This is a genomic window from Amycolatopsis sp. NPDC031561 (assembly GCF_055580625.1).
The window spans coordinates 77,230-100,362 of sequence record NZ_JBVILA010000024.1; the positions used below are offsets into that span (position 1 = coordinate 77,230).

The 23,133-nt window shown below is 69.4% G+C and carries 16 protein-coding genes; 9 read left to right on the forward strand and 7 right to left on the reverse strand.

Annotation, left to right across the window (positions count from 1 at the left end; translation table 11 throughout):
* Positions 1 to 8 precede the first annotated feature (8 nt).
* Positions 9 to 632 (forward strand): nucleoside/nucleotide kinase family protein, encoded by a 624-nt coding sequence (locus tag ACZ5IK_RS35060; protein ID WP_465491608.1) that lies wholly within the window; start codon positions 9 to 11, stop codon positions 630 to 632.
* A 4-nt stretch (positions 633 to 636) separates the two neighbouring features.
* Here the strand turns inward: ACZ5IK_RS35060 and ACZ5IK_RS35065 are convergent, their stop codons facing one another.
* The 4 genes from ACZ5IK_RS35065 to ACZ5IK_RS35080 form a co-directional block, all read right to left on the reverse strand.
* The gene (locus ACZ5IK_RS35065; RefSeq protein WP_199193061.1) at positions 637 to 1,794 is read right to left on the reverse strand and encodes a glycosyltransferase family 4 protein; all 1,158 of its coding nucleotides are present in this window, start codon (positions 1,792 to 1,794) and stop codon (positions 637 to 639) included.
* 77 nt (positions 1,795 to 1,871) lie between these two features.
* Positions 1,872 to 2,924: a C40 family peptidase gene (locus ACZ5IK_RS35070; protein ID WP_465491609.1), complete on the reverse strand. Its 1,053-nt coding sequence runs from the start codon at positions 2,922 to 2,924 to the stop codon at positions 1,872 to 1,874.
* Positions 2,925 to 3,370: 446 nt separating this feature from the next.
* Positions 3,371 to 3,613, reverse strand: a complete 243-nt coding sequence (locus tag ACZ5IK_RS35075) for a hypothetical protein (RefSeq protein ID WP_101613393.1) — start codon at positions 3,611 to 3,613, stop codon at positions 3,371 to 3,373.
* Between the two features lie 186 nt (positions 3,614 to 3,799).
* Complete coding sequence (locus ACZ5IK_RS35080; RefSeq protein WP_465491610.1) at positions 3,800 to 5,182, reverse strand: NYN domain-containing protein; 1,383 nt, start codon at positions 5,180 to 5,182, stop codon at positions 3,800 to 3,802.
* Positions 5,183 to 5,278: 96 nt separating this feature from the next.
* On the opposite strand from ACZ5IK_RS35080, the gene ACZ5IK_RS35085 reads away from it, so the two are divergent.
* The 8 genes from ACZ5IK_RS35085 (at position 5,279) to ACZ5IK_RS35120 (ending at position 19,305) form a co-directional block, all read left to right on the forward strand.
* Positions 5,279 to 6,997 (forward strand): DEDD exonuclease domain-containing protein, encoded by a 1,719-nt coding sequence (locus ACZ5IK_RS35085; RefSeq protein WP_465491611.1) that lies wholly within the window; start codon positions 5,279 to 5,281, stop codon positions 6,995 to 6,997.
* Positions 6,998 to 7,034: 37 nt separating this feature from the next.
* Positions 7,035 to 7,319 carry an Lrp/AsnC family transcriptional regulator gene (locus ACZ5IK_RS35090; RefSeq protein WP_005154220.1) on the forward strand — a complete coding sequence of 95 codons (285 nt, stop codon included), beginning with the start codon at positions 7,035 to 7,037 and terminating at the stop codon, positions 7,317 to 7,319.
* A gap of 140 nt (positions 7,320 to 7,459) precedes the next feature.
* Positions 7,460 to 9,499, forward strand: a complete 2,040-nt coding sequence (locus ACZ5IK_RS35095) for an AbfB domain-containing protein (protein ID WP_465491612.1) — start codon at positions 7,460 to 7,462, stop codon at positions 9,497 to 9,499.
* A 54-nt stretch (positions 9,500 to 9,553) separates the two neighbouring features.
* Complete coding sequence (locus ACZ5IK_RS35100; protein WP_465491613.1) at positions 9,554 to 10,633, forward strand: hypothetical protein; 1,080 nt, start codon at positions 9,554 to 9,556, stop codon at positions 10,631 to 10,633.
* A gap of 37 nt (positions 10,634 to 10,670) precedes the next feature.
* Positions 10,671 to 12,755 (forward strand): AbfB domain-containing protein, encoded by a 2,085-nt coding sequence (locus tag ACZ5IK_RS35105; RefSeq protein ID WP_465491614.1) that lies wholly within the window; start codon positions 10,671 to 10,673, stop codon positions 12,753 to 12,755.
* Positions 12,756 to 12,836: 81 nt separating this feature from the next.
* Positions 12,837 to 14,945, forward strand: coding sequence for an AbfB domain-containing protein (locus ACZ5IK_RS35110; protein ID WP_465491615.1), 2,109 nt, complete (start codon positions 12,837 to 12,839; stop codon positions 14,943 to 14,945).
* Between the two features lie 74 nt (positions 14,946 to 15,019).
* A complete protein-coding gene (locus ACZ5IK_RS35115) occupies positions 15,020 to 18,916 on the forward strand; it encodes a nucleic acid/nucleotide deaminase domain-containing protein (RefSeq protein ID WP_465491616.1) in 3,897 nt (1,298 codons plus the stop codon).
* Positions 18,913 to 19,305, forward strand: coding sequence for a hypothetical protein (locus ACZ5IK_RS35120; protein ID WP_465491617.1), 393 nt, complete (start codon positions 18,913 to 18,915; stop codon positions 19,303 to 19,305). The genes ACZ5IK_RS35115 and ACZ5IK_RS35120 overlap by 4 nt, the downstream gene beginning before the upstream one ends.
* 177 nt (positions 19,306 to 19,482) lie before the next feature.
* Here ACZ5IK_RS35120 and qcrB read toward each other — a convergent pair whose 3' ends face one another.
* From qcrB to qcrC, 3 genes are read right to left on the reverse strand one after another with little or no spacing between them, the layout of a single operon-like run.
* On the reverse strand, positions 19,483 to 21,162 hold the full coding sequence (gene qcrB, locus ACZ5IK_RS35125; protein WP_465491618.1) for a cytochrome bc1 complex cytochrome b subunit: 1,680 nt from the start codon (positions 21,160 to 21,162) through the stop codon (positions 19,483 to 19,485).
* Positions 21,159 to 22,292, reverse strand: coding sequence for a cytochrome bc1 complex Rieske iron-sulfur subunit (gene qcrA / locus ACZ5IK_RS35130; protein WP_465491619.1), 1,134 nt, complete (start codon positions 22,290 to 22,292; stop codon positions 21,159 to 21,161). Before qcrA ends, qcrB begins: the two co-directional genes overlap by 4 nt.
* Complete coding sequence (gene qcrC / locus ACZ5IK_RS35135) at positions 22,289 to 23,107, reverse strand: cytochrome bc1 complex diheme cytochrome c subunit (RefSeq protein ID WP_101609491.1); 819 nt, start codon at positions 23,105 to 23,107, stop codon at positions 22,289 to 22,291. The genes qcrA and qcrC overlap by 4 nt, the downstream gene beginning before the upstream one ends.
* Positions 23,108 to 23,133: the final 26 nt, after the last annotated feature.

The following is a 23,133-nucleotide window of genomic DNA, read 5'->3' on the forward strand; positions in this document are numbered from 1 at the left end:
CTCTGTCTGTGCGCTACCGTCCGATTTCTCCCGCTCTGCTGGTCTCCGAACTGACCGACCGCATCACGGCGATCACCGGCCGCCGCCGGATCGCGGTCGCCGTCGACGGCGCGGCCGGTGCGACCGACACCACAGAACTCGCCGACGCCCTGGTCGATCCCCTGCGGATAGCCGGTCACGCGGCGTTGCGGATCTCGGCGAACGACTTCCTCCGCCCCGCCTCACTGCGTTTCGAACGCGGCAAGGAAGACCCGGACTCGCGCTACAGCGACTGGCTCGACCTCGGCGCCCTGCGCCGCGAGGTGCTCGACCCGCTCGCCGAGGGCGGCAGCGGCCGGGTCCTCCCCTCGCTGTGGGACCCGGTCCGCGATCGCGCCACCCGTGCCGAACGCGTCGAACTGCCCGAAGGCGGCGTCGTGCTGGTGGACGGCGAGTTCCTGTTCGGCGCGGGACTCGCCTTCGACCTGAGCGTGCACCTGTGGCTCTCGCCGTCCGCGCTCAAGCGGCGGGTCCCCGACGAGTGGGCGCTACCCGCTTACGAGCGCTACGAACAGGAAGTCGACCCCACGGCGCTGTCCGACGTGGTGATCCGCGTCGACGATCCGAACCACCCCGCGCGCTACGAACCCTGACCGGCTATCGGACCGCGGCGACCGGGTCGCCGTCGAGCAGCCCGGAAAGCCTGCTCGCCATGGTGTCCCACCGCCAGTTCTCGCTGACCCATTCACGGCCGGCGGCCCCCATGCGCCGCGCGCGCACCGGATCGTCCAGCAGCGCGGCCAGCGTCTCCCTCAACTGCTGTTCGTCACGGCCGTCGACGACGTGCCCGGTGACCTCGTCCAGCACCGTTTCCGGCGCACCGCCGGAGTTCCCGGCGACGACCGGCAGCCCGGTCGCGGAAGCCTCCAGGTACACGATGCCGAGACCCTCGACGTCGAGCCCCTTCCCGCGGGTCCGCGCAGGCATGGCGAAGACGTCGCCCGCGTTGTAGTGCGCGGGCAACTCCTTCCACGGCACCGATCCGGTGATGACCACGTCGTTCTCGAGCCCCAGCGCTCCGACGAGGCCGGTGAGCGTCTTGCGGTACGGGCCGCCGCCGACGATCAGCAGCGCCACGTCCGGGACGCGCCTGCGGAGTTCGGGCAGGATCTTGATGAGCATGTCCTGGCCCTTGCGCGGCACCAGCCGCGAAACGCAGACGATCGTCGGACGGTCGCCGAGACCGTGCCGGTCGCGGATCTCCTTGCCCGCGGCGGCGTCCGGGCGGTAGAGCGCGGTGTCGACGCCGCACGGGAGCATCTCCAGCCCCGCCATCGGGCCGAAAGCGGCCGAAAACCGGGAGCGCGTGTACTTGCTGACGTAGGTGATCACGTCGACGGTGTCGCCGATCCGCCGCAACGCCTGCCGCGAGCCCGGAAGCATCGACCAGCCGACCTCGTGGCCGTGCGTCGAGGCCAGGACCCGGCGGGCGCCCGCCGACCGCAGCGGCTGTCCCAGCAGGGCGAGCGGGGCGGCGGCGCCGAACCAGACGGCCTCGCAGTCGCGGGCCCGCATGATCTCCTTCGCCCGCTTGAGAACGTCCGGTGTCGGCAGCATGAGCGACGTCGGATGGCGCACCACCTCGAACGGGGCGGCGGCGTCGAACTCGCCGTGCGAGCCGGTGCTCGATTCCCAGGACGGGGCGTAGACGACGAGGTCGTCCGCGGGCAGGCGGGTGGCCAGCGAGTTCAGGTAGTTCTGGATGCCGCCTGGCCGGGGCGGGAAGTCGTTGGTCACGAGCAGGGTCCTCAGCACCCCTGCAGGCTACTTGGCCCCCGGCACACGAAAGGGGCGGCACCGCCTGCGCGGTACCGCCCCTTTTCGCTGTTTCATCAGGCCGTCGGGCGACGGGCTCCGACGTAGTTGTTCTGCAGCGGCGACACCTTGACGACGTCACCGGTGGTCGGCGCGTGCACCATCATGCCGTTGCCGACGTACATGCCGACGTGCGAAACCGGCGAGTTGTAGAACACCAGGTCGCCCGGCTGGAGCTGCGAGCGCTGCACCGGGGCGCCGAAGGTCGACTGCTGACGGCTGGACCGCGGCAGGGTGACACCCGCCTGCTTGTACGCCCACAGCATCAGACCCGAGCAGTCGAACGACGACGGGCCGACGTCACCCCAGCCGTAAGGGCTGCCGAGCTTGCTCTTCGCGGCCGAGAGGGCCGAAGCGGCGGCGGGACCCGGGGCGGGCAGGTTGGGGAACGCGCCGCCCTTGTCCTTCTGGGCGGTCTTGTCCGCGGCGCTCAGGTTGCCGCTGGCCCGCTGGATCTCCTTGAGCTGGTCGTCCAGCGTCTTCTTGCGCGCCTCGATGTCCGTCGTCAGCTTGGAGGCGGAGTCACGGGCGGCGGTGGCCGCGCCCTGGGCGTCCGACGCCTGCTTCGCGGCGGCCGCGGACTGGGCGACGGCACCGCTCAGGTTGTTGAGGGCGGTGTTCTTGTTCGCGGCGAGGACCTCGAGCGCCGAGGAGCGCTCCAGGAAGTCCTGGGTCGACGCGCCCGACAGCAGCGAGGACAGCTTGTTCAGCTGCACACCGCTGGTGAACGACGCACCGGCGAACTTGTTGACCTCGGCCTGGAACGTCTTCTCGTCACCGGCCGCCTTGACGCCGATGTCCTTGGCGGCGGCGGCGTCCGCGGTGGCCTTGTCGAGCTCGCCCTGCTTCGCGGTGAGGTCGTCCTTCGCCTTGAGGAGATCCTCGTTCGCCTTCTCGGCCTGTGCCGCGAGGTCGCGGTACTTGGCGAGCGCGTCCGATCCGGAGGGGGGCTGCTGGGGGGCGGGGGCTGGGGCGGCAGTGGCGGCAGGCTGGGCGACCGTTACGGCTGTGATCACCGCGGCCGCGGCCAAAGCTCCTGACACCACGCGCTTGACTGGATGCGACTGCACGGTCGCGCGTGTCTCCTTTGCTGTCGGCCACCTACTCCGGAACCCGGGACGAAGAGGTCGGGGGCCCTCTTCCGCGAAGCCGCGTCGCCGGCCGTGAGGCCCGCGCGGTTCCCCGCGTTCCCGCCTTGCGCCTGGCCGAGTGCTATCGCAACAGGTTTGGCGCTTGGCTGGTTCTGGTGCAACTCCCCGACAAAGCTGCTTCAGTGGCGATCCCGTGTCGTCATCTGGCGACGACTTCCGGCCACGAGATCTCGGACAGGTTACGAAACCTCGGGCACCACGTCCACCATGCCCACCACTAAAACTCTCCGTGATGCGCCGAAACACCTTCGGACCAGCATGAGCGGAAAGTTGTGACGGGCGTTACATCCTGGGGCTTGTCGCGACTACCTACCGTTCACCCGATCGGATCGACCACTCGTCGAATGCCCCGGTCGCGGCGTGTCTCAAGCCGTCATCCGGCGCTCCTGACCGACGATCTCGACCATCCGGAGCCGCGGGATCATCCCGGCTTCCGCGAGCGCGTCGACGGCCTTCCGCTCGTCGGCGTCCCATTCGAGCGCCGGGGGCGCGCCGAGGAGAACACTGACGACACAGTCATGACATGCGTCACCGCGGACCGCGCAGCGGTCGCAATCGATGACGAACGTCTCTATGTCCGCAATATCGGCGATGGCCTTGTCGTCCATCTCGAGCTCCTCACTTTAAGTGGTGAGGTGCACATTAAGAGCGACCACCGACAGTTTCCGGACCTCGTGAGCGCTGGTGGAGGCCTGGATGTCAGGAAAGGGGCTTTCAGGACGAAAAACGTCTTGAAAGCCCCTTTCCTGACACTCCGGAACGCTTAGCCCGGCACGAAGTCCGCGAACAGGCGGCTAAACCCGGCTGAGCCTCGACACCAGCACCGCCGAGGGCACCGGATGCGCGCCCTTCCGCCGCACCGAGTCGGCCACCGCGCGGTCCGTGCTCGCGACCACCATCGGCCGCCCGGGCGGCTCGGCCGCGACCAGGGACCGGATGACGTCGTCCGCGAGCACGCCGCGTTCGGAGAACAGCACCCGCACCCCGCGCGGCACCGCCGCGGGCACGGAAAGCACCCCGGCGCCGTCGAACACCACGGTCACCTCGGCGCTGGTCCGCGCGGCCAGTGCGGAAAGCTGGTGGATCAACCGGTCGCGCTGGTCGGAAAGCGCCAGCTCCGGATAGCCCGTCTTCGTGACGTTGTAGCCGTCGACGATCAGATGCACGTTGGGCAGCGCGAGGTGCCTGTCGAGCGCGGTGACGTCTTGGATCTTGCCGCCCGCCCCCAGGCCCGACGTCGCACCGCGGACCATGTCCGCCGGACGCTGGCCTCGCGCGCTCACCGAGAGTTCCCGGCGCAGCCCACCGACGGCGCCTTCGATCGTGTCCAACAGCAGCCCGAGCCGGACCTCGTCGGCCTGACGCGCCTCGCGGGCGGACTGACGGGCGATCTCGGCGTCTGTGACGGCCTTCTCCGCCCGCACCCGCTCAGCCGCGACTCGCTGCCTCTCACGGTCCAACTGGGCCTTCAGCGCCTTGACCTCTTCGGCGCGCTCGGCACCGCCGCTCTCCATTTCGGCGTGAGCCCGCACGACCGCGTCCTTGGCCTGACGCAGCTGGACGCCTTGCTCCCGCAAGCGCTTCAACAGCTTCTCGACCTCGGCGTCACGTTCACCCCGCGCGCCACCGGCGATCTCCTTGGCCTCGCGCAACTCTTCACGCAGCTGAGCCACTTCGGACTCGAGCCGCTGGTTACGGGCCAGCGCGGCGTCGCGTTCGGCGCGCAACGCCGTCTCCTCGGCGTTCTTCGCCACCAGCCGGACCCGGCCCGCCGCACCCGCTTCGCCCAGCAGCACGGCGGCGGCCGCGGCGGCGACGGAATCGGGGGCGTTCGGGTCGAGGGCGTCCGTGCGGTGGTCCCGCAGCCATTCGGTGACCGCGACGCGGAACTGCGACGACTCCCCCAGCGCGACGAGCAACGCCGTCCCGCCGAGTTTCGCGCGTTTCGCCGGGGCGAACTTGGCGACCGGGCGCAGCTGCCTCGGCACGTCGGCGACCGGCAGCTTGCCGACGGCGGCGGCCGCCAGCTCGGCGATCCGTTCACGTACGGTCTCCGGCAGGGACGTCCAGCCTTCGGCCGGGACCTCGTCGGACGGCCCACCTGACGACGCCACGACCCCCGAGGGGCCGCCAGTGGCGTCCTCGGGCAGTTCGGGCACTGCGGGCTGCGGCTGCATCGCTCCAGGGTAGGCCCCATGGGCTCAGGGCGCGCTCGATGGGACACCGTGCGCGAATACTGAGATTGTCGGTGCCCACCCCTACTGTGCCCGACCATGGACACCGGACGGCGGCCGGGGGCGGCGCAACTCGCCTTCGACGAACTCGGAACACCCTTGCGGGACACCACTTTCGTCGTATTCGACCTGGAGACCACCGGGACGAAGCCCGGGCCGGACGGGATCACCGAGATCGGCGCGGTCAAGATCCAGGCCGGTGAGATCGTCGGCGAGTTCGCCACCTTCGTCAACCCGGGGAAGCCGATCCCGCCGCAGATCGTCGAGCTCACCGGCATCACCAGCGCGATGGTCTACGACGCCCCCCGGATCGAGCGCGTCCTGCCGGCGTTCCTCGAGTTCATCTCCGGTGCCGTGCTCGTGGCGCACAACGCCCCCTTCGACACCGGTTTCATGCGCGCGGCCTGCGAAGGCCACGGTTACCACTGGCCCAAGACGGCCGTCGTCTGCACGGTCCGGCTCGCCCGCCGGGTCATCTCCCGCGACGAGACCCCCAGCTACCGGCTTTCCGCGCTGGCCGCACTGTTCGGGGCCAGGACGACGCCCAACCACCGCGCCCTCGCGGACGCGCGCGCCACAGTGGACGTCCTCCACGCACTGCTCGAACGCGTCGGCAACGTCGGTGTCCACACGCTCGAAGAGCTGCTGGACTACCTGCCCGAGGTGACCACTGCCCAGCGCCGCAAACGTTCGCTGGCCGAGCATCTGCCGTCGAGGCCCGGGGTCTACCTGTTCCGCGGCCCGAGCGAGGAGGTCCTCTACGTCGGGACGTCGTCCGACCTGCGCCGCCGCGTCCGGCAGTACTTCACCGGCTCGGAGAGCCGCGGGCGGATCCGGGAGATGGTCGCGCTGGCCGAACGGGTCGACGCGGTCGAGTGCGCGCACGCGCTGGAGGCCTCCATCCGGGAGCTGCGGCTGATCGCCGCCCACCGCCCCATGTACAACCGCCGTTCCAAGAACCCACGGCACGCCTGGTGGGTCTCGCTGACCGAGGAGGCGTTCCCGCGCCTTTCGGTGGTCCGCCTGCCACGAGACGGGACGCTGGGCCCCTTCCGCACCCAGACCGACGCCCGGTCTGCGGCGGACACCCTCGCCGGCGCCACCGGGCTGCGGACGTGCACCCAGCGCATCTCGGCCACCGCGCCGAGCGGCACACCCTGCGTCCTCGCCGAACTCGGCCGCTGCGGGGCGCCGTGCGCCGGTCTGCAGACGGTCGAGGCGTACCGGCCCGGCGTGCTGGCGGTGTCCGGTCTCATCGCCGGGACCGACGGACGCCCACTGCGGGCCGCCGCCGACCAGCTGGCCAGGCTCGCCGAGGCCGAGCACTACGAACAGGCCGCCCAGCACCGCGATCAGCTGGCCGGGCTGATCCGCGCGGTCGGCAGGGCACACCGGCAGTCGGCGCTGGCGGGCATTCCCGAACTGATCGCCGCCGGGCCGGACGGAAAGGGCGGCTGGGAACTCGCGGTGATCCGGTACGGCAGGCTCGCGTCGGCGGGCGTCGCCCGGCGCGGGGTGCCGCCGATGCCGGTGGTCGAGATGCTGGTGGCCTCGGCGGAGACGGTGATCCCCGGTCCGGGGCCGCTCTTCGGCGCGATCTCGGAGGAGGTCCGCATCCTGCTCCGCTGGCTGACCCGCCCGGGAGTCCGGCTCGTGCGCACCACGCACCCGTGGGCGGAGGCGGCCGTCGCGGGCGGCTGGCAGGAGTGGCTCGACCTGGCGGCGAGCGCGACGGCGCTGGAGCGGGTCGCGGGCTAGGATCGCGGCACCGGATTCACGAACACAGGAGGCCCCTTTGATCACGGCGATCGTGCTGATCCAGGTCGAAGCCGATGCGATCCCCGAAGCGGCACAGGCGATCGCGGACATCGAAGGCGTCCGCGAGGTCTACTCCTGCGCGGGCGACGTCGACCTGATCGCTTCGGTCCGCGTCGCGGCCCACGAAGACCTCGCGGATCTGATCCCGGCGAAGATCGGCAAGGTCCCCGGAGTGCTGAGCACGGTCACGCACATCGCGTTCCGCTCGTACTCGAAGGCGGACAGCGAGTCGGCCTTCGACATCGGGGTGGAAGGCGCCTGACAGTTCCTTTCCGGACACACGTCGCAAGAGTGATTTCCTGACTAGTCCAGGCGGATCTTGCGCGAATCGGACATCAGCGGTTAGGTGAACCTCGACCGGGATTTCACTGGGGGAATTCCGGGAACTGGGGATAACTGAACATGTACCGAAGATCGGTCCCGTTGGGGATCGCGGCGATGGCCGCTGCCGTTTTTCTGTCCGGAAACCTCGCGATCGCGTCACCGATGGCCGCCGTCGTGGCGACAGACGTCGCCACGACGGAAGTCCCGCCTGCCGGTGTCCTCGAAAAAGCCAGAGCCGTCACGGCCATCGGCCAAGAGATCACCGGTGAGTGGACCTCACTGGACGACAAGGCGTTCGTGTTCCGCGTGTACGACCGGGCCGACCCGGTGCGGTACCCGCTGACCAGGACCGAGGCGTACCGCGTCTACAAACTCGAAGTCGCCGACGCGTCGGCGTTCATCCGCACCGGGATCCACGAATTCGTCGACCGCGATCACGACGAGAAGATCCGGCGCGACCGCGAACTCGCGCTGGCCAGAAAGGCCAGGGAGGACGCGGCGCGCTGGGCCGGGATCACCGCCGACGCCACGATGCTCGACGGGACCGACCAGAACTTCGTCTACCAGGTCTGGAAACACGCTTCCGGGCCCAAGGTGAAGAACGGCGCTCTCGACGCCTGGGGCGGCGAAGCGGCGGACTGGAAGACGTTCATCACCACCACGATCTACGACCTGCACACGCGAGACCAGCTCGACGCCATCGAGCGTGAACGCGAGCGGGACGAAGAAGCCGCGAAGAAACTGGAATCCGACTTCGCCCGCACCAACGCGGTCAACGCCGTCCCGGTCCCGCCGAACGCGGCGTGGCTCGGCCTGGCCGACGACGACTTCATCCGCGAGCTGCTCAAGACCACCCAGCTCGCCGATCCGGTCCACGCGGAGGTCAAGGCCGCCGCGCTGGCCGCGCTGCAGAGCAGCGACAGGCTCGTGTGGCGGGCGTACATCGACCGCGGCGTCCACGACGCGGTCAAACGGGACGGCGCCCGAGAACAGGCCGTGCGCGACGAGGCCGATCGCCAGAAGGTGCGGGACATCAGGGCGAAGGCCGAGGCATCCCGGTTGCGGCCGCGGCTGGTCCAGGCCGCCGACGCGGCACTGCGGGGCACTCCCGCCGACGTGACCGCTTTCCTGCGGGACGGGCAGTTCCTTCCGCTGGCACAGTCGCTCATGGCCACCTCTCAAGGGCGGCGTGGCTACTACGTGACCGGCAACGCGGTCGGCGACGGGACCGTCGGCACCGGCGACAACCCGAACCGGCCGACGGGGACCAGGCCGTTCCCCGCGGCGAACTGGCGGGTGGTGACCGGACTGGCCGACGCGGGCTGCTATTCGCTGGAATCCACCCGTCAGGTGGGTGTCTACCTCCGGCAGCAGAACCTCGCGGTGAAGGTGCAGGGTCACGACGGCACGGACCAGTTCAAACTCGACGCGACCTGGTGCCCGAAACCCGTCTCGGCCCACGTCGCCCTGGAATCGAAGGCCCAGCCGGACCGGTTCCTCCGCCATTTCCAGAACAAGCTCTGGGCGGCGGCGCGGACCGGGTCCAACGCCTTCGACGGCGGCCCGTCCTTCACGGCCGACATCGCGTGGGCGACCCGGGAACCGGACCCCGAGATCACCACGGTCCTCATGCTCCGGTGGTACAACGACGCCGCGGCCGCCGCGGCGGTGGGCGCGCCCACCGCCCCCGAGGTGTTCGAAGGCTACGACGGCAACGGATTCCGGTACCGCGACTTCGAAAAAGGCCGGATGTACCAGCACGATCGGCTCGGACCGGCCGCGAAGTGGATGGGCTCGCCGTTCGTCGCGAGGTACGTCTCCCTCGGCGGCCTCCAGTTCTCGTTCCCGGAGACCGACCAAGAGACCCTCCCCGACGGCGCGCACCGCGTGAAGTTCCGGAACGGGGCGAGTCTCTACCGGGGCGACAAGTCGATCGAACCGAAACTCGTCTACGGCGCCATCCAGGACAAGTGGATCGCCGAAGGCGGTGGGGCGGGTTATCTCGGATACCCGATCAGTGACGAATACGCCGTCGAAAACGGAAGGCGCAGCGACTTCCAAGGCGGCTGGATCGTGCACTACCCGGCGACGGGGCAAACATCGGCCTATCGCCGCTGACCCTTCCACTCATAACCGAATATCCATTCTGCACCGAAGTGATTGGGGGCTTCCGTGTATCAACGAATGCTGTCCTGTGCCTTGTGCGCGGCCGTCCTGTTCACCGGGACGGTCTCCGTTCCGGTGGCGGGCGCGGCCGTGCCGGGCGTCGTCTCGGTCTCGGCCTCGATGCCGGGTGAGATCGCCCGGCGAGAAGTCTTGTACCACGCGAAATACGGCTTCTACGCGACGGTGAAGACCGACGCGTGGGTGGCACTGCTGAGCGAGGATCCGGACGCGGCGGCCATCGAGTTCCTGCGTCTTCCCGACGGCGGCCTCGTCTTCGCGAGGGAAAGGGCGCAGAACCTCGACAAACGCAACATCGATTTCCTGAACAGGCTGCTGGAAACGCACACCCGGCAGTATTCGCCGGAGGTCCACAAAGCGGCATCGAACTACCTGACCGAGTCGCCGTCGAAACGCGAAGAGTTCTGTCACGGCGGTGGTTACGAGGCCGCCAAGGCCCGCGATCTGAAGTTCCGCGCCGATCTCGGAGAGCAGAAACGAGCGCTGGTCGAGGAGGACCGCCGCTACATCCGGATGCTGGCGCAGAACGATCCCGGCGCGCAGGTGCGGTTCGCCGCCTCCTACGCCGTCCGGGCGGGAGCGACCGACGACGATCTGACCGACTTCTTCGCCTGGGGCTGGGCGCACGCGGCGCGGCTGGACATCGAGTCGTTCCGTGAGCGGGTGCTGGACCAGAACCAGCAGTGGCTGCACACCATCACGCGGCTGATCACCGACGCGGAAGCCGCGGAGAAGGCCGCCAGGGAGACCGAGGGCGAAGCCGGGAAAGAAGCCAGGGACAAGGCCGCCGCGGCCTGGCGAAGCGTCGGCACGCAGGCCTCGCCCGCACAGTCCAAATGGGAGGAGGCACGTGACTTCTCGCGGCAGCAGGCCGAAACCTGGCGCGCCATCCTGCTCGCGGCCCAGCAGGCGCAGAACCCGAACTGGAACGCGATGATCGACCCGGCGAAGGCGACCGAGGCCGATTGGGAGAACAACCGCTCGATGGCCGTCGACCAGGCCGCGTACTGGGAATCGCTGCTGCGGCAGGCACTCGAAGGCGAACAGCGGGTCAAGAACCCGAGCTGATCACGACCGTCTCTCTCGAGAAAAAAGGAACTGGGGTATGCGAAGAACGACTATGTCCACGTCACGGTTGAGCCGTGGCTTGGCGGTGGCCACCGTCGCCGCCGCCTTCTCCGGGCTGCTGGGCGTTCCCGCCCACGCGGCCGAACCACCGCCGGGGCAGGCCGTGCCGCCGGCGATCCCGACGGCCGAACCCGACGTCGGCTCGACGACCATTCTCCCCGCCACGCAACGGGAGAAGTTCGACGCGGTCAACGCCATCCACGTCGGGGAACCGACCGACGACTGGCTCCGGCTGTCCGACAAGAACTTCGTCTTCCGGATCTACGACAAGATCGGTATCGACAAGTTCCCCCGCACCAAGGCCGAGGCCTCCCGGGTCTACGGGCTCACCGTGCCCGACGCCTCGGTGTTCATCCGGACCGGCGTCCACGAATTCGTCCAGCGCGATCAGGACGAGCAGGTGCTGCGCGACGCCGAAAAGCAGCATCGCGTCACCACCCGGATGAAGGCGATCGAGAACGCGCACATCGCCCCGGACCCGGCGATGCTCGACCTGACCGACCGGAACTTCGTGTTCCAGGTGTTCAGCCGGGCCACCACCGGGAGCAAGGTCAAGGCGGGCGCCGCCACCGCGTATCAGGGTGACGCCGCCGTGTGGAAGACCTTCATCGAGGTCACCGTCCTCGAACTCGCCGAGCAGGACGACTTCGCCGCCATCGAAAAGGCGCGTCAGCAGAGCGAGGAAGAGGCACAGCGCGTCGAGCGCGAACTCAAACGGCGTTCGGCGGTGGCCGCCATCCCCGCCACCTTCCAGACCGTTTGGCTGCAGGCACCCGACGACGTCTTCATCCGCGAACTGCTGCGTCTTCCCGAACTCGCGGTCCCGGCGAACGTCGAGATCAAGGACGCCGCCGACCTCGCTTCGCGCAGCACCGATCCGGCCGTGTGGCGGACGTTCGTCAACACCGGCCTCAAGGAGGCGGCGGACCGGGGCAAGGCCCGCCGCGAACGCGAGGAGGACGAGGCGAACCGCCGTGTCGTCCGGGAGATCAGGACCAGGGCGGAGAACGGCGGTGTCCGGCCCCGGCTGGTCGCGGCCGCCGACACCGCGCTCACCGGTTCGCGCTCCGACGTCGTCGCGTTCCTGCGCGAAGGCCAGTACCAGGTGCTGAACCAGTCGCTCCAGACCGTGACCCCCGGGGTGAAGGGCTGGTACGTGCACTCCGGCGGCGGCGACGCCTGGATCACCCCCGGGCAGGCCGGTAGCGACGGCACCAAACCGCTGCCGTACGCGACGTGGAAGGTCGCGAGCGGGCTCGCCGACCCGCTCTGCTACTCGTTCGAATCCGTCGACCGCACCGGGAACTACCTGCGGCAGCAGGACTTCCGGGTCAAGCTGCACGGCAACGACGGCACGGACGCGTTCAAACGGGACGCGACCTGGTGCCCGAAGCGCACCGGCTGGGGCATCGCGCTGGAGTCGAAGGCGCAGCCGGGGCGGGTCCTGCGACACACCGACGCGCAGCTGTGGGTCGCACAACTCGGCGGTGGCAACTGGTTCGACACCGAACGGCTGTTCAACGAGGACTCGGGCTGGAAGGTCGTCGCCCCCAACCCCGAGGTCTCCACCCCGCTGATGCTGGGCTGGTACAACGACGACCAGCTGCGTGCCCTGGCCGGGAACCCGAAGGCCGCCGAGGTCCACGACGCCGGCGTCCGCTACCGGGACTTCCAGAACGGGCGCGTCTACTGGGGCCCGGAGACCGGCGCCAGGTTCGTCACGGGCGAGGTCCACACGCGGTATCTGGCCTTGGGCGGGCACAAATGGCTGCTGCCGCTGACCCATCAGGTCTCCGGGAGCGGTTCGGCGAAGATCTCGCTGCAGCAGGGCGTCGCGATCTATTGGACCCCGGCGACCGGCGCCAAGCTCGTGATGGGCGCCATCCGCGGCAAATGGGATTCGCTCGGCGCGGAGACCGGTCAGCTCGGTTTCCCGACCAGCGACGAGTACGACATCCCCGGCGGACGCCGCAGTGATTTCCAGAACGGCTGGTCCATCAGCTGGAACGCGGCCGACGGCGAAATGAGGGTATTCCGCCGCGTGGTCGTTCCCGTGGGCTGAGTTCGGCCCGAATCCGGCCGGGGACCGGGAGTCCCGTTCCCCGGCCGGTCTTTCCCTTCTCCTCGACGAAGGTATTCCGAAATGCGAAGAACACTGGGGAACACCGGAAAACTGACCCGGACGCTCGCGATCCTGACCGTCGCCACCGCGCTGACCGGTCTGGTCACCCCGACAGTCGCGAGCGCCGCACCGCCGCCGCCTGCGCCCGAGATCCCGCTGGAGAGCCCGGACGTGGCAGCGGCCGAACTCCCGGCCGCGACCGAACTGGAAAAGGTCAGGGCGGTCCACGAGATCGAGGTCGGCGACGCGACGTCCGAATGGCGTAACGCCACCGACATGAACTTCGTCTTCAAGGTCTTCGACCGGATCAACGGCACCGATTTCCCGCTCACCAAAGAAGAGTCGTACCGCGTCTACCGGATCATGGTGCAGACGCCCGCCGCGCCGGACGCGACGGCGTTCATCCGCACCGGGGTCTTCGACTTCGCCGCGCGGGACCGGATCGAACGGCAGCGCCGCCAGGACGCGTGGAACGAGACCGTCCGCGTCCGGCGGGAGGTGCTGATCGACGCCGAACTCGCCTACGACGACGTCATCCTCAACGACAACGACCAGAACTTCGTCTACAAGGTCTACCAACGGGCTCCGGCGGGCACCAAGCTCAAGCTCGGTGCCCTCGACGCCTTCGGTGGCGACGCGGCGGTCTGGAAGGACTTCATCGAGAACAAGATCCGGGAGCTGCATCACCAGGACCAGCTCGACTACATCGAGCGGGAGAAGCAGAAGGGCGACGAAGAAGGCCGTCGCGCCGAAGCGGCCGCGGCCAAGAAGGACGCTTGCCACAAGATCCCGGTCGTCGCCGTCGCGAGCTGGCTGCTGCTGCCCGACGACGACTTCATCCGGGAGCTGCTGAAGACGCCGGAACTGGCCGACCCCGCGCACCGCGAGATCAAGAACGCGGCGAACGCCGCCTTGATCGCCGGGGCGGCGGACTGGATGCGGTTCATCGTCACCGGCATCGGCGAGGCCCGTGCCCGCGACGACGCCCGGATCCTGCGCGAGCGCGAGGAAGCCGACCGTCAGAAGGTGCGAGACATCAAGACGAAGGCCGATGCGAGCAGGCTGCGCCCGCGGCTCTCGGCGGCGGCGGCTTCGGTCGCGACGACCGGGAGCTGGGACCAGGTCAAGGACTTCCTCGCCAAGGGTCAGTACCTTCCGCTGGAGCAGGGTTTCTCGGGAGTCACGGTGAACACCCGCGGCTGGCACGTGCGCAGCGGCGGAGGCGACGCCTGGGCGACCCCGGGGACGCAGCCGGCGAACACCGTCACCGCCCCGCTCGGCGAGGCCAGCTGGAAGGTCGTCACCGGGCTCGCGGACGCGAACTGCTTCTCGCTCGAATCGGCCACCCGGGTCGGCAGCTACCTGCGGGTGGCGCCGAACCTTCGGGTCCAGCTCGCGGGCAACGACGGCACCGACGGGTTCAAGCTCAACGCGACCTGGTGCGCGCGGCCGGGCCTGGACAACAGCGCGGGCAACGTGAGCCTGCAGTCGAAGGCACACCCCGGCCGGTACCTGCGGCAGTACTGGGGCGAGCTGTGGGCCGCGCACGGCCAAAGCGCCGAGAACAACTTCGACACCACGGGCAATTACGCGACCGACGCGTCGTGGAAGACCGTCGACCCGAACCCGAACATCTCCACGAAGATCGACCTCCGCCTGCTCAACGAGGACTGGTGGCGCGAGTACTTCGGGCCCGCGGTGACGCCGGAGTACATCGAGAACGGGGTGCGGCTGCGGAAGTTCCAGAACGGCGCGGCCTTCTGGAACCCTTCACTGGGGCCGAAGAACATCCTGTACCCGATCCTGACCAAGTACTGGTCCATGGGCGGGCACAAGGCCCCCGCCAACCTGCCCATCGTCGACAACCTCTTCCTCCCGGACGGGGTCGGCCGGGCGACCCATCTCGAAAGCGGCCGGTCCATCTATTGGAGTCCCAGCACGGATTCGCGGCTGATCTTCGGTGCCATCCGCGAACTCTGGGAAAAGATGGGCTGGGAACGAAGCTGGCTCGGCTATCCCATCTCCGACGAGATGGACGTCCCGGGTGAACCCGGGAAGCGCCGGAGCATGTTCCAGTTCGGCAACATCGATCACACCGCCCAGAAGGGCGCGTGGGCGTACGCCAGGTGACACCGGTGGCCTCGCCGGGAAACCGGCGAGGCCCCCTTTCCTTTTCCGGGAAACGAAGACTTCTGGGGGTTCAGATGTCAAAACCCAAACACGCGCTGAGAGCGCTCGTCCTCTTTTTGGTCCTGACCGTTTTCGCCGGGCTGATCCAGCCCGGTTCCGCGTCGGCCGACGATCCACCACCCGTCACCCCGCCACCGACGTCGCCCGCACGGCCGATGCCGGAAGACCCGTACCGCAACTGGGACGGACAGGCGGGCGTCCCCTCCCTCGTCGGCGAACCGTTCGTCCGTCAGATCGTCGCCGACTACGTGGAACTGGCGGAGGAGCCGGAAGTCCGCGAAGCCGCCGCGGCCGCGTTGGCCGCCGGAACCGCCGCCGCGCTGGAGGAATTCCTCGAACAAGGTCTCGACGCTGCCAAGGCCCGCGCCGCGGCACGCGTGGCCGAGACCGCGAGGCAGAACCGGGCCACGATCCAGGCGATGACGGGCACCGGCGGGCCGATCTTCAAGGCCGAGGTCCAGCGGGTGCTGGCGGGTACCGACACCGATCGCGAGCAGTTCCTGGCCTACGGCAAGGAGATCGCGCAGGAACGGGACACGCAGATCTCCGCCGGGACGCAGGCCAGGGCCGACCAGCTGCGCGCACGGGTCACCACCCTGCTCGGCGTCGCCGGGCACCACGTGAAGACCGCGGCGCAGGCCGCGCTCGACGCCGGTGACGCCGCGATCGCCGAATTCCTCAACACCGGCTACCTGGCCGCCGCGCGGCGCGACGCCGAAGATCGCGACAAGCAGATCCGTGACCTGGAGGCCGCCGAACGCGCGGCCGACCAGCTGAGCGATCTCGCCCGGCGGTCCGCCAGGGCGATGACCGCGCGCGGACAGCTCGTGGTGGCGCACGGCGACGCGCTGCGGGCGCTGCAGCGGGTGGCCAACGCGATGGTGCAGGCGGGCAACGAAGCCCGTAAGGCCAAGCAGATCCTCGACGCCAACGACGCGGCGGGGAATCATCCGGCGGATTCGTTCACCCTCGTCAAGGCCGAAGCCGCGCGTCAGGTGGCCAACGCCCGCACCGCGTCGACCGACGCCGTCGGTGCCGCCGAACGAGCGGGTGTCCAGGCCGCCGAACTCATCGCCGCGGGGCTGCCTTACGGCACGCAGTGGGGCGACATGGCCCGGGGAATGGCCGCGGCCGCCCAGGGTGCCGTGCACGCTTCGGAGACCGCGCAGCACGCGATCGACGCCACCGAGGCGACCGATCAGGCCCGCAACGCGCAGGAACGGGCGGAGCGGCACGCGGAACAGGCACGTCAGTGGGGCCTGCACGCCGAACAGCACGCGCAGGCCGCCAAGACGGTCGCCGATGCCGCCGCCGCGCAGGCCGCGGCGGCCAAGGACGCCGCCGTCCGCGCCAAGTCCGCTCGCGAACAGGCGGAAGCCGCGGCCGAGGCGGCCAGGGCGGCCGCGGACCGGACCCGCGGGCACCGGGAGGAGGCGCAACGCCAGCGGGACAGGGCGAAGAGCGCCCGGCAGGTCGCCGAGGCGGAACGCGTCAACGCGGCCAACGCTCGGCAGCGTGCCGACCAGGCCGCGGCGGAAGCGCGACGGCAGCGCGGTGAGGCCCAGCGTCAGGCCGGAGTCGCCGAGGACGCCAACCAGCGGGCGCAGCACCAAGAACGGCTCGCGGGCGACGCCGAACAGCGGGCGGTCACCGAGGAAGGCAACGCACGGACCGCCCGTGACAACGCCTACGCGGCCGAGCAGCGGAAGCAGGCGGCCCAGGCCAAGGCGGACGCGCTCACGGCGGCCGAGGCGGCGGCACGGGGGACGACGGCCGAGGGCGACGCGCGCAGGGCGGCCGACTCGGCCCGGGCCGAGGCAGGACAGGCCACCACGGCGGCTTCCGCGGCACGGGACGCGGCCAACCGGGCGACCGGGGCGGCCGTGGTCGCCAGGGAAGCGGCGACCGAGTCGACCCGGGCCGCGGCACGGGCACGCGCGGCCGCGCAGGAGGCCAAGGCAGCCGCCGCGGCCTCGAACAGGGCAGCGGGTCAGGCCGAGTCTTCGGCCGCGGAAACGCACCAGCACGCGACCCGGGCCAACGTCAAAGCCAGCGAAGCGACCCTGGAAGAGACCAAGGCGGCCGAGGCCGCGCGTTCGGCCGTCCAGCTGGCCGAACAGGCGTCCCAGGAGGCGATGCGGTCGCTTATGGCGGCGGAGCGGACCCGTGCCGAGGCCGACGCGGCCTTCAACGAGTCGGTTTCGGCGGCCACGCAGGCGTCCGTCGCGCTCCGGGCGTCCACGGCGGCGAGCTCTTCGTCGGCGGCCATCACCGATCCGGCGAACACCGCGATCAGGGTCGTCGCGCCGTACGCGGGCACGGACATCGACGCGGACTTCGTCATCCTGGTCGCGAGCCAGGCCAGGGCGGTCGGCGCCGAGCAGGCGAGGGCGGCGCGAGAACGGGCCGCCGAGGCCCAGCTGGCCGCCGAACGCGCCGCGGACGCGGCCAGGCGGGCGGCGGACGCGGTGAAACCCGCCTTCGAAGCCGCGGCACGGGCGGCGTCGTCGGCCGCCGCGGCGGCGAATTCCGCCGCGGAGGCACAGGAAGCGGCGGCACGCGCGGCGGCCGAAGGGGCCTTGGCCCGAGCGGCGGGCGAACGGGCGAACGCGTCCGACGCCGCCGCCAGGGCCGACGCGCAGACCGCCAGGGCCGCCGCCAACGAGGCGAACGCCGACGCGGCCATCGCCGGCCGGAGCGCGGCAGCGGCCGAGAGGGAGGCCCAGGCCGCCCGTGACGCCGCGGGCCGGGCCGAGACCGACGCCCGGCTGGCCAGGGAAGCGGCGACGGACGCCGAAAGGTCAGCGGCCGAAGCCAGGGACGCCGCCGACCGTGCGGAGGAGCACGCCCGCAACGCCGCCGCGGCGGCCGAGAGGGCGCGGCAGAGCGCGACCGAGGCCCAGCAGGCCGCGGACCGCGCCGAAGAACGGCAACGTCAAGAAGAGGAGGAAGCACGGCGCAAGGCGGCCGAGGCGTCCGGGCAGCTCCCGGACCTGACGCCGGAAGAAGCCGCGATGCTTTCGACGTCCGAATTCGGGCGCATGCTCCTGGACGAATACCGGCAGGCGAGGGACAAGGCCCAGAGCGGCGGCGGGGTCCTCGAATTCCTCGTCGAGATCGGCGCCGAAGTGCTGCTGGAGGTCATCGGCTGGCGCGACGCGGAAAGGTGCTTCGGCGACGGCAACATCGAAGCCTGCATCTGGACCGTGCTCAACGTGGCGTCGGTGGTCGCGGTGTTCCTGAAACTGCCGAAGGTGGCTTCGGCGGTCGTGAAGATCATCGACAACATCAAGAAGTTCGTGAGCAAGTCCGCGCTCTTCAGCAAGGTCGTGGAGAAGGTCACGCCGATCTTCAAGACCATCCGCAAATGGTGCAAGCGGCTCTCCCAAGCTCCTCTTGCCGCGGCGAAAACCGCGGACCTACCGGACTTCACCTGCGGGCTCGTCGATTACGACAGTGGCGGGATGTCGTCCATCGCGATGGACGCGCGGATCGGGTCCGGCTTCGGGATCGGGCACAACATCGCGGTCGCCTATCTGGAAGGCTGGACCAACCCCGACGGCAAGTACCCGAACTACGTGATCGGTTACAGCGACGGCGATGACCGGCACTCCGAGAAGGACATCGTCGAGAAGGTACGGGCCAAGGGAAAGGATCCGAAGAACATCAAGGCCCTGTACTCCGAACGAAAGCCGTGCCCCGACTGCGACCGGGATTGGGTGCCCGAAATGGGGGACGATCTCGTGGTTTCCTTCTCGGTGGACTGGACCAAGGACAAGGTGCTCAATTCGGCGTACAAGACGATCCTGCAGGGCTACATGCGGGCCGCCTACCGGAAACGCGGCATCCACTTCCCCGGCGCGCTGATCGCCGAGACCAAGGAGGAACGCGTGCTCGTGGGTGCCGGATGACGTCGCCGCGACGGGTCTCCCCCGCCGACCAGGAACGGCTGCTCGCGCTGGGCGGCCGGACCGCGGCCGTCCTGCGGGAGGCGGGTTTCCGCGTGATCGCCGAACCGGACCTCTCCGGCCTCAGCGACGAGGGCGGCGCGGCGATCGACGTGGACCTCTTCGGAGGAGCCGGCGGCGTCTACGTGAACTGGCTGATGAACGTCGCCTGGCAGGAGGAGGTCTACCGGCACCTGACGGCCGGGGAGATCGAGCATCCGAGGGTGCGTCAGCTGAACGCGGCACACGCGGCGGTGAGGGCGGCGCTCACCGCGGTCCTCTCCGCCGCGGGCCTCACCGTGGTACCGAGCGAGGACGACATGCGGCCGTTGGAGCTGCGGGTCGTCGGCTGACGCCGGTGTGACTGGTCCGTGAAGGCCTCCTTGAGGGACTCTGGGTCCCTCAAGGAGGCCTTCACGGACCTCGCGGCAGACCATGGCAAGACGAAGGGCGCTTTCCCCGCATCGCATGCGGGGAAAGCGCCCTTGGTCGCGTGTAACGAGGGGAAAGTCCCCTTCAGCGGCGGTCCGCTAGTGCCCGGAGGTGATCTCCTTGCGCTCCTGCGAGGGCTCGCCGCCGATGTCGTCGACCTTGCCGTTGCCGTTGCCGTTGCCGTGCCCGTTGGACCGGGCGCGCTCCAGCGCGGCCGTCTCCTCGACCGGGTCCGGAGACCAGGTCGAACCCGCGACGGGGTGTCCGGCCGAGCCGAGCTTGTTCATCTTCTTCGGCACCGACGCGCCCTGGTACTCGAGCGGCAGCGGGTGGCCGTGGTCGTCCACCGGGCCGAGCGGCTGGTGGATTTCGATGAACTCACCGTGCGGCAGGCGCTTGATGATGCCGGTTTCGACACCGTGCTCCAGCACCTCGCGGTCGGCCCGCTGGAGACCCAGGCAGATCCGGTAGGTGATGTAGTACGCGATCGGCGGTGCGAGCAGCACACCGATCCGGCCCGCCCACGTCGTCGCGTTCAGCGAGATGTCGAAGGCGAACGCGATGATGTCGTTGAAGCCCGACAGCATGATGACCGCGAAGAACGTCAGGGCCATGATGCCGAGCGAGGTCCGGACCGGGACGTCGCGCGGACGCTGCAGCAGGTTGTGGTGCGCGGTGTCCTTGGACAGCTTTCGCTCGATCCAGGGATACATCACCAGCAAGCCGATCAGCAGTGGCATCCCGACCGCGCCGGGGAAGAACACCGCCGGGACCGTGTAGTTCCCCAGGTAGAGCTCCCACGCGGGCCAGATCCGCAGCATGCCGTCGGCCCAGGCCATGTACCAGTCGGGCTGCGAACCCGCCGAGACCTGCGCCGCGTTGTACGGGCCGATGTTCCAGATCGGGTTGATCTGGAAGAGGCCCGACATCAGCGCGATGATGCCGGTGACCAGCGCGAAGAACGCACCGCCCTTGAGCGCGAAGACCGGCATGATGCGGACGCCGACGACGTTGGTCTCCTTGCGGCGCACGCCGGGGAACTGCGTGTGCTTCTGGTACCAGACCAGCGCGAGGTGCGCGCCGACGAGGGCGAGCATGATGCCCGGCAGCAGCAGGATGTGGATCGTGTAGAGGCGCGGGATGATCTCGTTGCCGGGGAACTCCCCGCCGAACAGCGCCCAGTGGATCCAGGTGCCCATGACCGGCACCGAGAGCACGATGCCCGACAGGGTCGCGCGGATACCGGTACCGGAGAGCAGGTCGTCCGGGAGCGAGTAGCCGAAGAAGCCCTCGAACATGCCCAGGACCAGCAGCAGCGCGCCGATGACCCAGTTCGCCTCACGCGGACGGCGGAACGCTCCGGTGAAGAAGATCCGGAACATGTGCACCATCATCGACGCGACGAAGATCAGCGCGGCCCAGTGGTGCAGCTGGCGGACGAACAGACCGCCGCGGACGTCGAACGAGATGTCGAGCGTGGTCGCGAAGGCCCGCGACATCTCGACGCCCTGAAGACCGGTGTAGCTGCCGTTGTAGACGACCTCCTCCATGGAGGGGTCGAAGAACAGCGTGAGGTACACACCCGACAGCAGCAGGATGATGAAGCTGTAGAGCGCGATCTCGCCCAGGAGGAAGGACCAGTGGGTCGGGAACACCTTGTTGATCTGGTGCCGCATGCCCTTGGCCAGGTGATACCGGTCGTCGGCCCACTTGGCACCCGCACCCGCGGCCTTCTCGACCGGGTTCGTCCCCTTCGTCGGGGTGGTGAGTGAACTCATGACTTACGCTCCCAAAAGGCCGGTCCGACGGCCTCGTTGAAGTCTCCGCGCGCGATCAGGAAGCCCTCTTTGTCCACTGTAATCGGAAGCTGGGCCAACGGCCGCGTCGCCGGACCGAAAATCGGCTTGGCGTAGTGGAGCGCGTCGAACTGCGACTGGTGACAGGGGCAGAGGATGCGGTTGGTCCGCTGCTCGTACAGGGAGGTCGGGCAGCCCACGTGGCTGCAGATCTTCGTGTACGCGTAGTAGTCACCGAAGTTGTAATCCTCCTGGTTCGCCCGCTTGACGACCTTGGCGGCGTCGGTGGGGCGGAGGCGGATCAGCATGACGGGATTGTCGACCCGCTTGAAGGCGGCGGACAGCGCGTGCTCGTCCTCCCGCTCCGACTCGCGGAACGGGAACACCGTCTCCATGGCACCCGCGTCGAGGTCCTCGACCCTGACGAGGGAGACCTCGTGCGGACGGCCGGTGTTGCGGCGCAGGTAGACGACCTCGTCCGGGAAGTTCTTCTTCCAGCCCGAGTGCCACAGCGAGTCGCGGCCTTCGGTGTCCTTCCAGGGGTCCTTGATGAAGGACGCCACCGGCAGGGCCGCGACGGCCAGGCCGAGCACACCGGCACCGGCGCCCGCGGACCGCTTGATCAGCGACCGGCGCGCGATGGTGCTGTGGCTGCCCGAGTGGGCCAGCTGGGCGAGGATGGTGGCCTTGTCGACCTCTTTCGATCCGCCGTCGCCGCGCTCCTGCACCGCGACCTCGGCCGGGATGAACTTCTTGGTGTAGAGGACCGCGCCGATGCCGATGCTGAGCACGGCGAGGCCGAGGGTGATCCCGAGCAGCGGCGTGTACAGCGTGTACTTGGTGTAGCCGGTCGTACCCGGCTCCTTGTACTCGAACCAGTGCGGCCACGCGATGAGGACCACGAACGCGAGACCGGCGATCGCGGCCAGCACGAACCACAGCGCGACAGCGCGCTCGGCGCGCTTCTCCGCCCGCGTCCCCTCGACCGGCCACGGAGTCGGGTACTCGACGATCTCGACACCGTCGAGCGCGGTACCCAGCTTCACCAGCTGGTCACGATCCATGTCCGCCAACTCCGCCTCTGTCGGCGGCTTCGGCCCTTCGGCGCTCATGCCTTCGATCCAATCCACAACGTCACGCCGATCAGCGCGGCGATCCCGACGATCCACGCGATCGCGCCCTCCGAGGCCGGGCCAATACCGCCGAGCGAGCTACCGCCGGGTGAGTTGTTCCCGTTACTCACGGACTTCACGAACGCGATGATGTCCTTCTTCTCCTCCGGCGACAGCTGCCGGTCGGAGAACTTGGGCATGTTCTGCGGCCCGGTGAGCATCGCGGTGTAGATCTGCTCTTCCGTGGCCGGGTCCAGGTTCGGGGCGAACTTGCCCGACGAGAGCGCGCCGCCGCGGCCGGTGAAGCCGTGGCAAGAGGCGCAGTTGAGGCGGAAGAGCTCGCTGCCGCGCGCGACGTCCTCGCCGCGCAGCGCGTCACCCTTCTCGGTGGGACGCTGCGCGCCGCCGCCGTTGGCCTGGATGTAGGCGCCCAGCGCGTTGATCTCGGCCTCGGACAGCTTCGGCGGCTTGCGGATCGCCTGCGCCTCCTGGCGCACCGCGGGCATGCGGCCGGTCGAGGTCTGGAAGTACACGGCCGCGTCGCCGATGCCGATGAGGCTCGGGCCACGGTCGGGGACGCCTTCGAGCTTCGGCCCGTGACATTCGATACACGTGTTGTTGTAGAGCTTCTCGCCCTCGCGCAGGAGGGCGGACTCGCCCTGCGCCTGCGCGGTCTGCGGCTCCGGAGCGAAAACGGCGTACAGGCCGCCCACGCTCAGCAGCGCGATCCCGAGCGCCAGCGCGCCGGCGAACCGCTTGCGCGCCTTCGAGCGCTTGCGGAAGCGGCGCTCCGTCTTGTCCTTGCTGGAGGTCATCTTGCGGCAACCCTTGCTGTCAGTTC

Bases quoted from the DNA above. Each gene is read 5' to 3' on its own strand.
- ACZ5IK_RS35075 (WP_101613393.1), bottom strand. From the start codon at position 3,613: ATGGACGACAAGGCCATCGCCGATATTGCGGACATAGAGACGTTCGTC.
- ACZ5IK_RS35080 (WP_465491610.1), bottom strand. From the start codon at position 5,182: ATGCAGCCGCAGCCCGCAGTGCCCGAACTGCCCGAGGACGCCACTGGC.
- ACZ5IK_RS35085 (WP_465491611.1), top strand. From the start codon at position 5,279: ATGGACACCGGACGGCGGCCGGGGGCGGCGCAACTCGCCTTCGACGAA.
- ACZ5IK_RS35095 (WP_465491612.1), top strand. From the start codon at position 7,460: ATGTACCGAAGATCGGTCCCGTTGGGGATCGCGGCGATGGCCGCTGCC.
- ACZ5IK_RS35105 (WP_465491614.1), top strand. From the start codon at position 10,671: ATGCGAAGAACGACTATGTCCACGTCACGGTTGAGCCGTGGCTTGGCG.
- ACZ5IK_RS35110 (WP_465491615.1), top strand. From the start codon at position 12,837: ATGCGAAGAACACTGGGGAACACCGGAAAACTGACCCGGACGCTCGCG.
- ACZ5IK_RS35115 (WP_465491616.1), top strand. From the start codon at position 15,020: ATGTCAAAACCCAAACACGCGCTGAGAGCGCTCGTCCTCTTTTTGGTC.
- ACZ5IK_RS35120 (WP_465491617.1), top strand. From the start codon at position 18,913: ATGACGTCGCCGCGACGGGTCTCCCCCGCCGACCAGGAACGGCTGCTC.
- qcrB (WP_465491618.1), bottom strand. From the start codon at position 21,162: ATGAGTTCACTCACCACCCCGACGAAGGGGACGAACCCGGTCGAGAAG.
- qcrA (WP_465491619.1), bottom strand. From the start codon at position 22,292: ATGAGCGCCGAAGGGCCGAAGCCGCCGACAGAGGCGGAGTTGGCGGAC.
- qcrC (WP_101609491.1), bottom strand. From the start codon at position 23,107: ATGACCTCCAGCAAGGACAAGACGGAGCGCCGCTTCCGCAAGCGCTCG.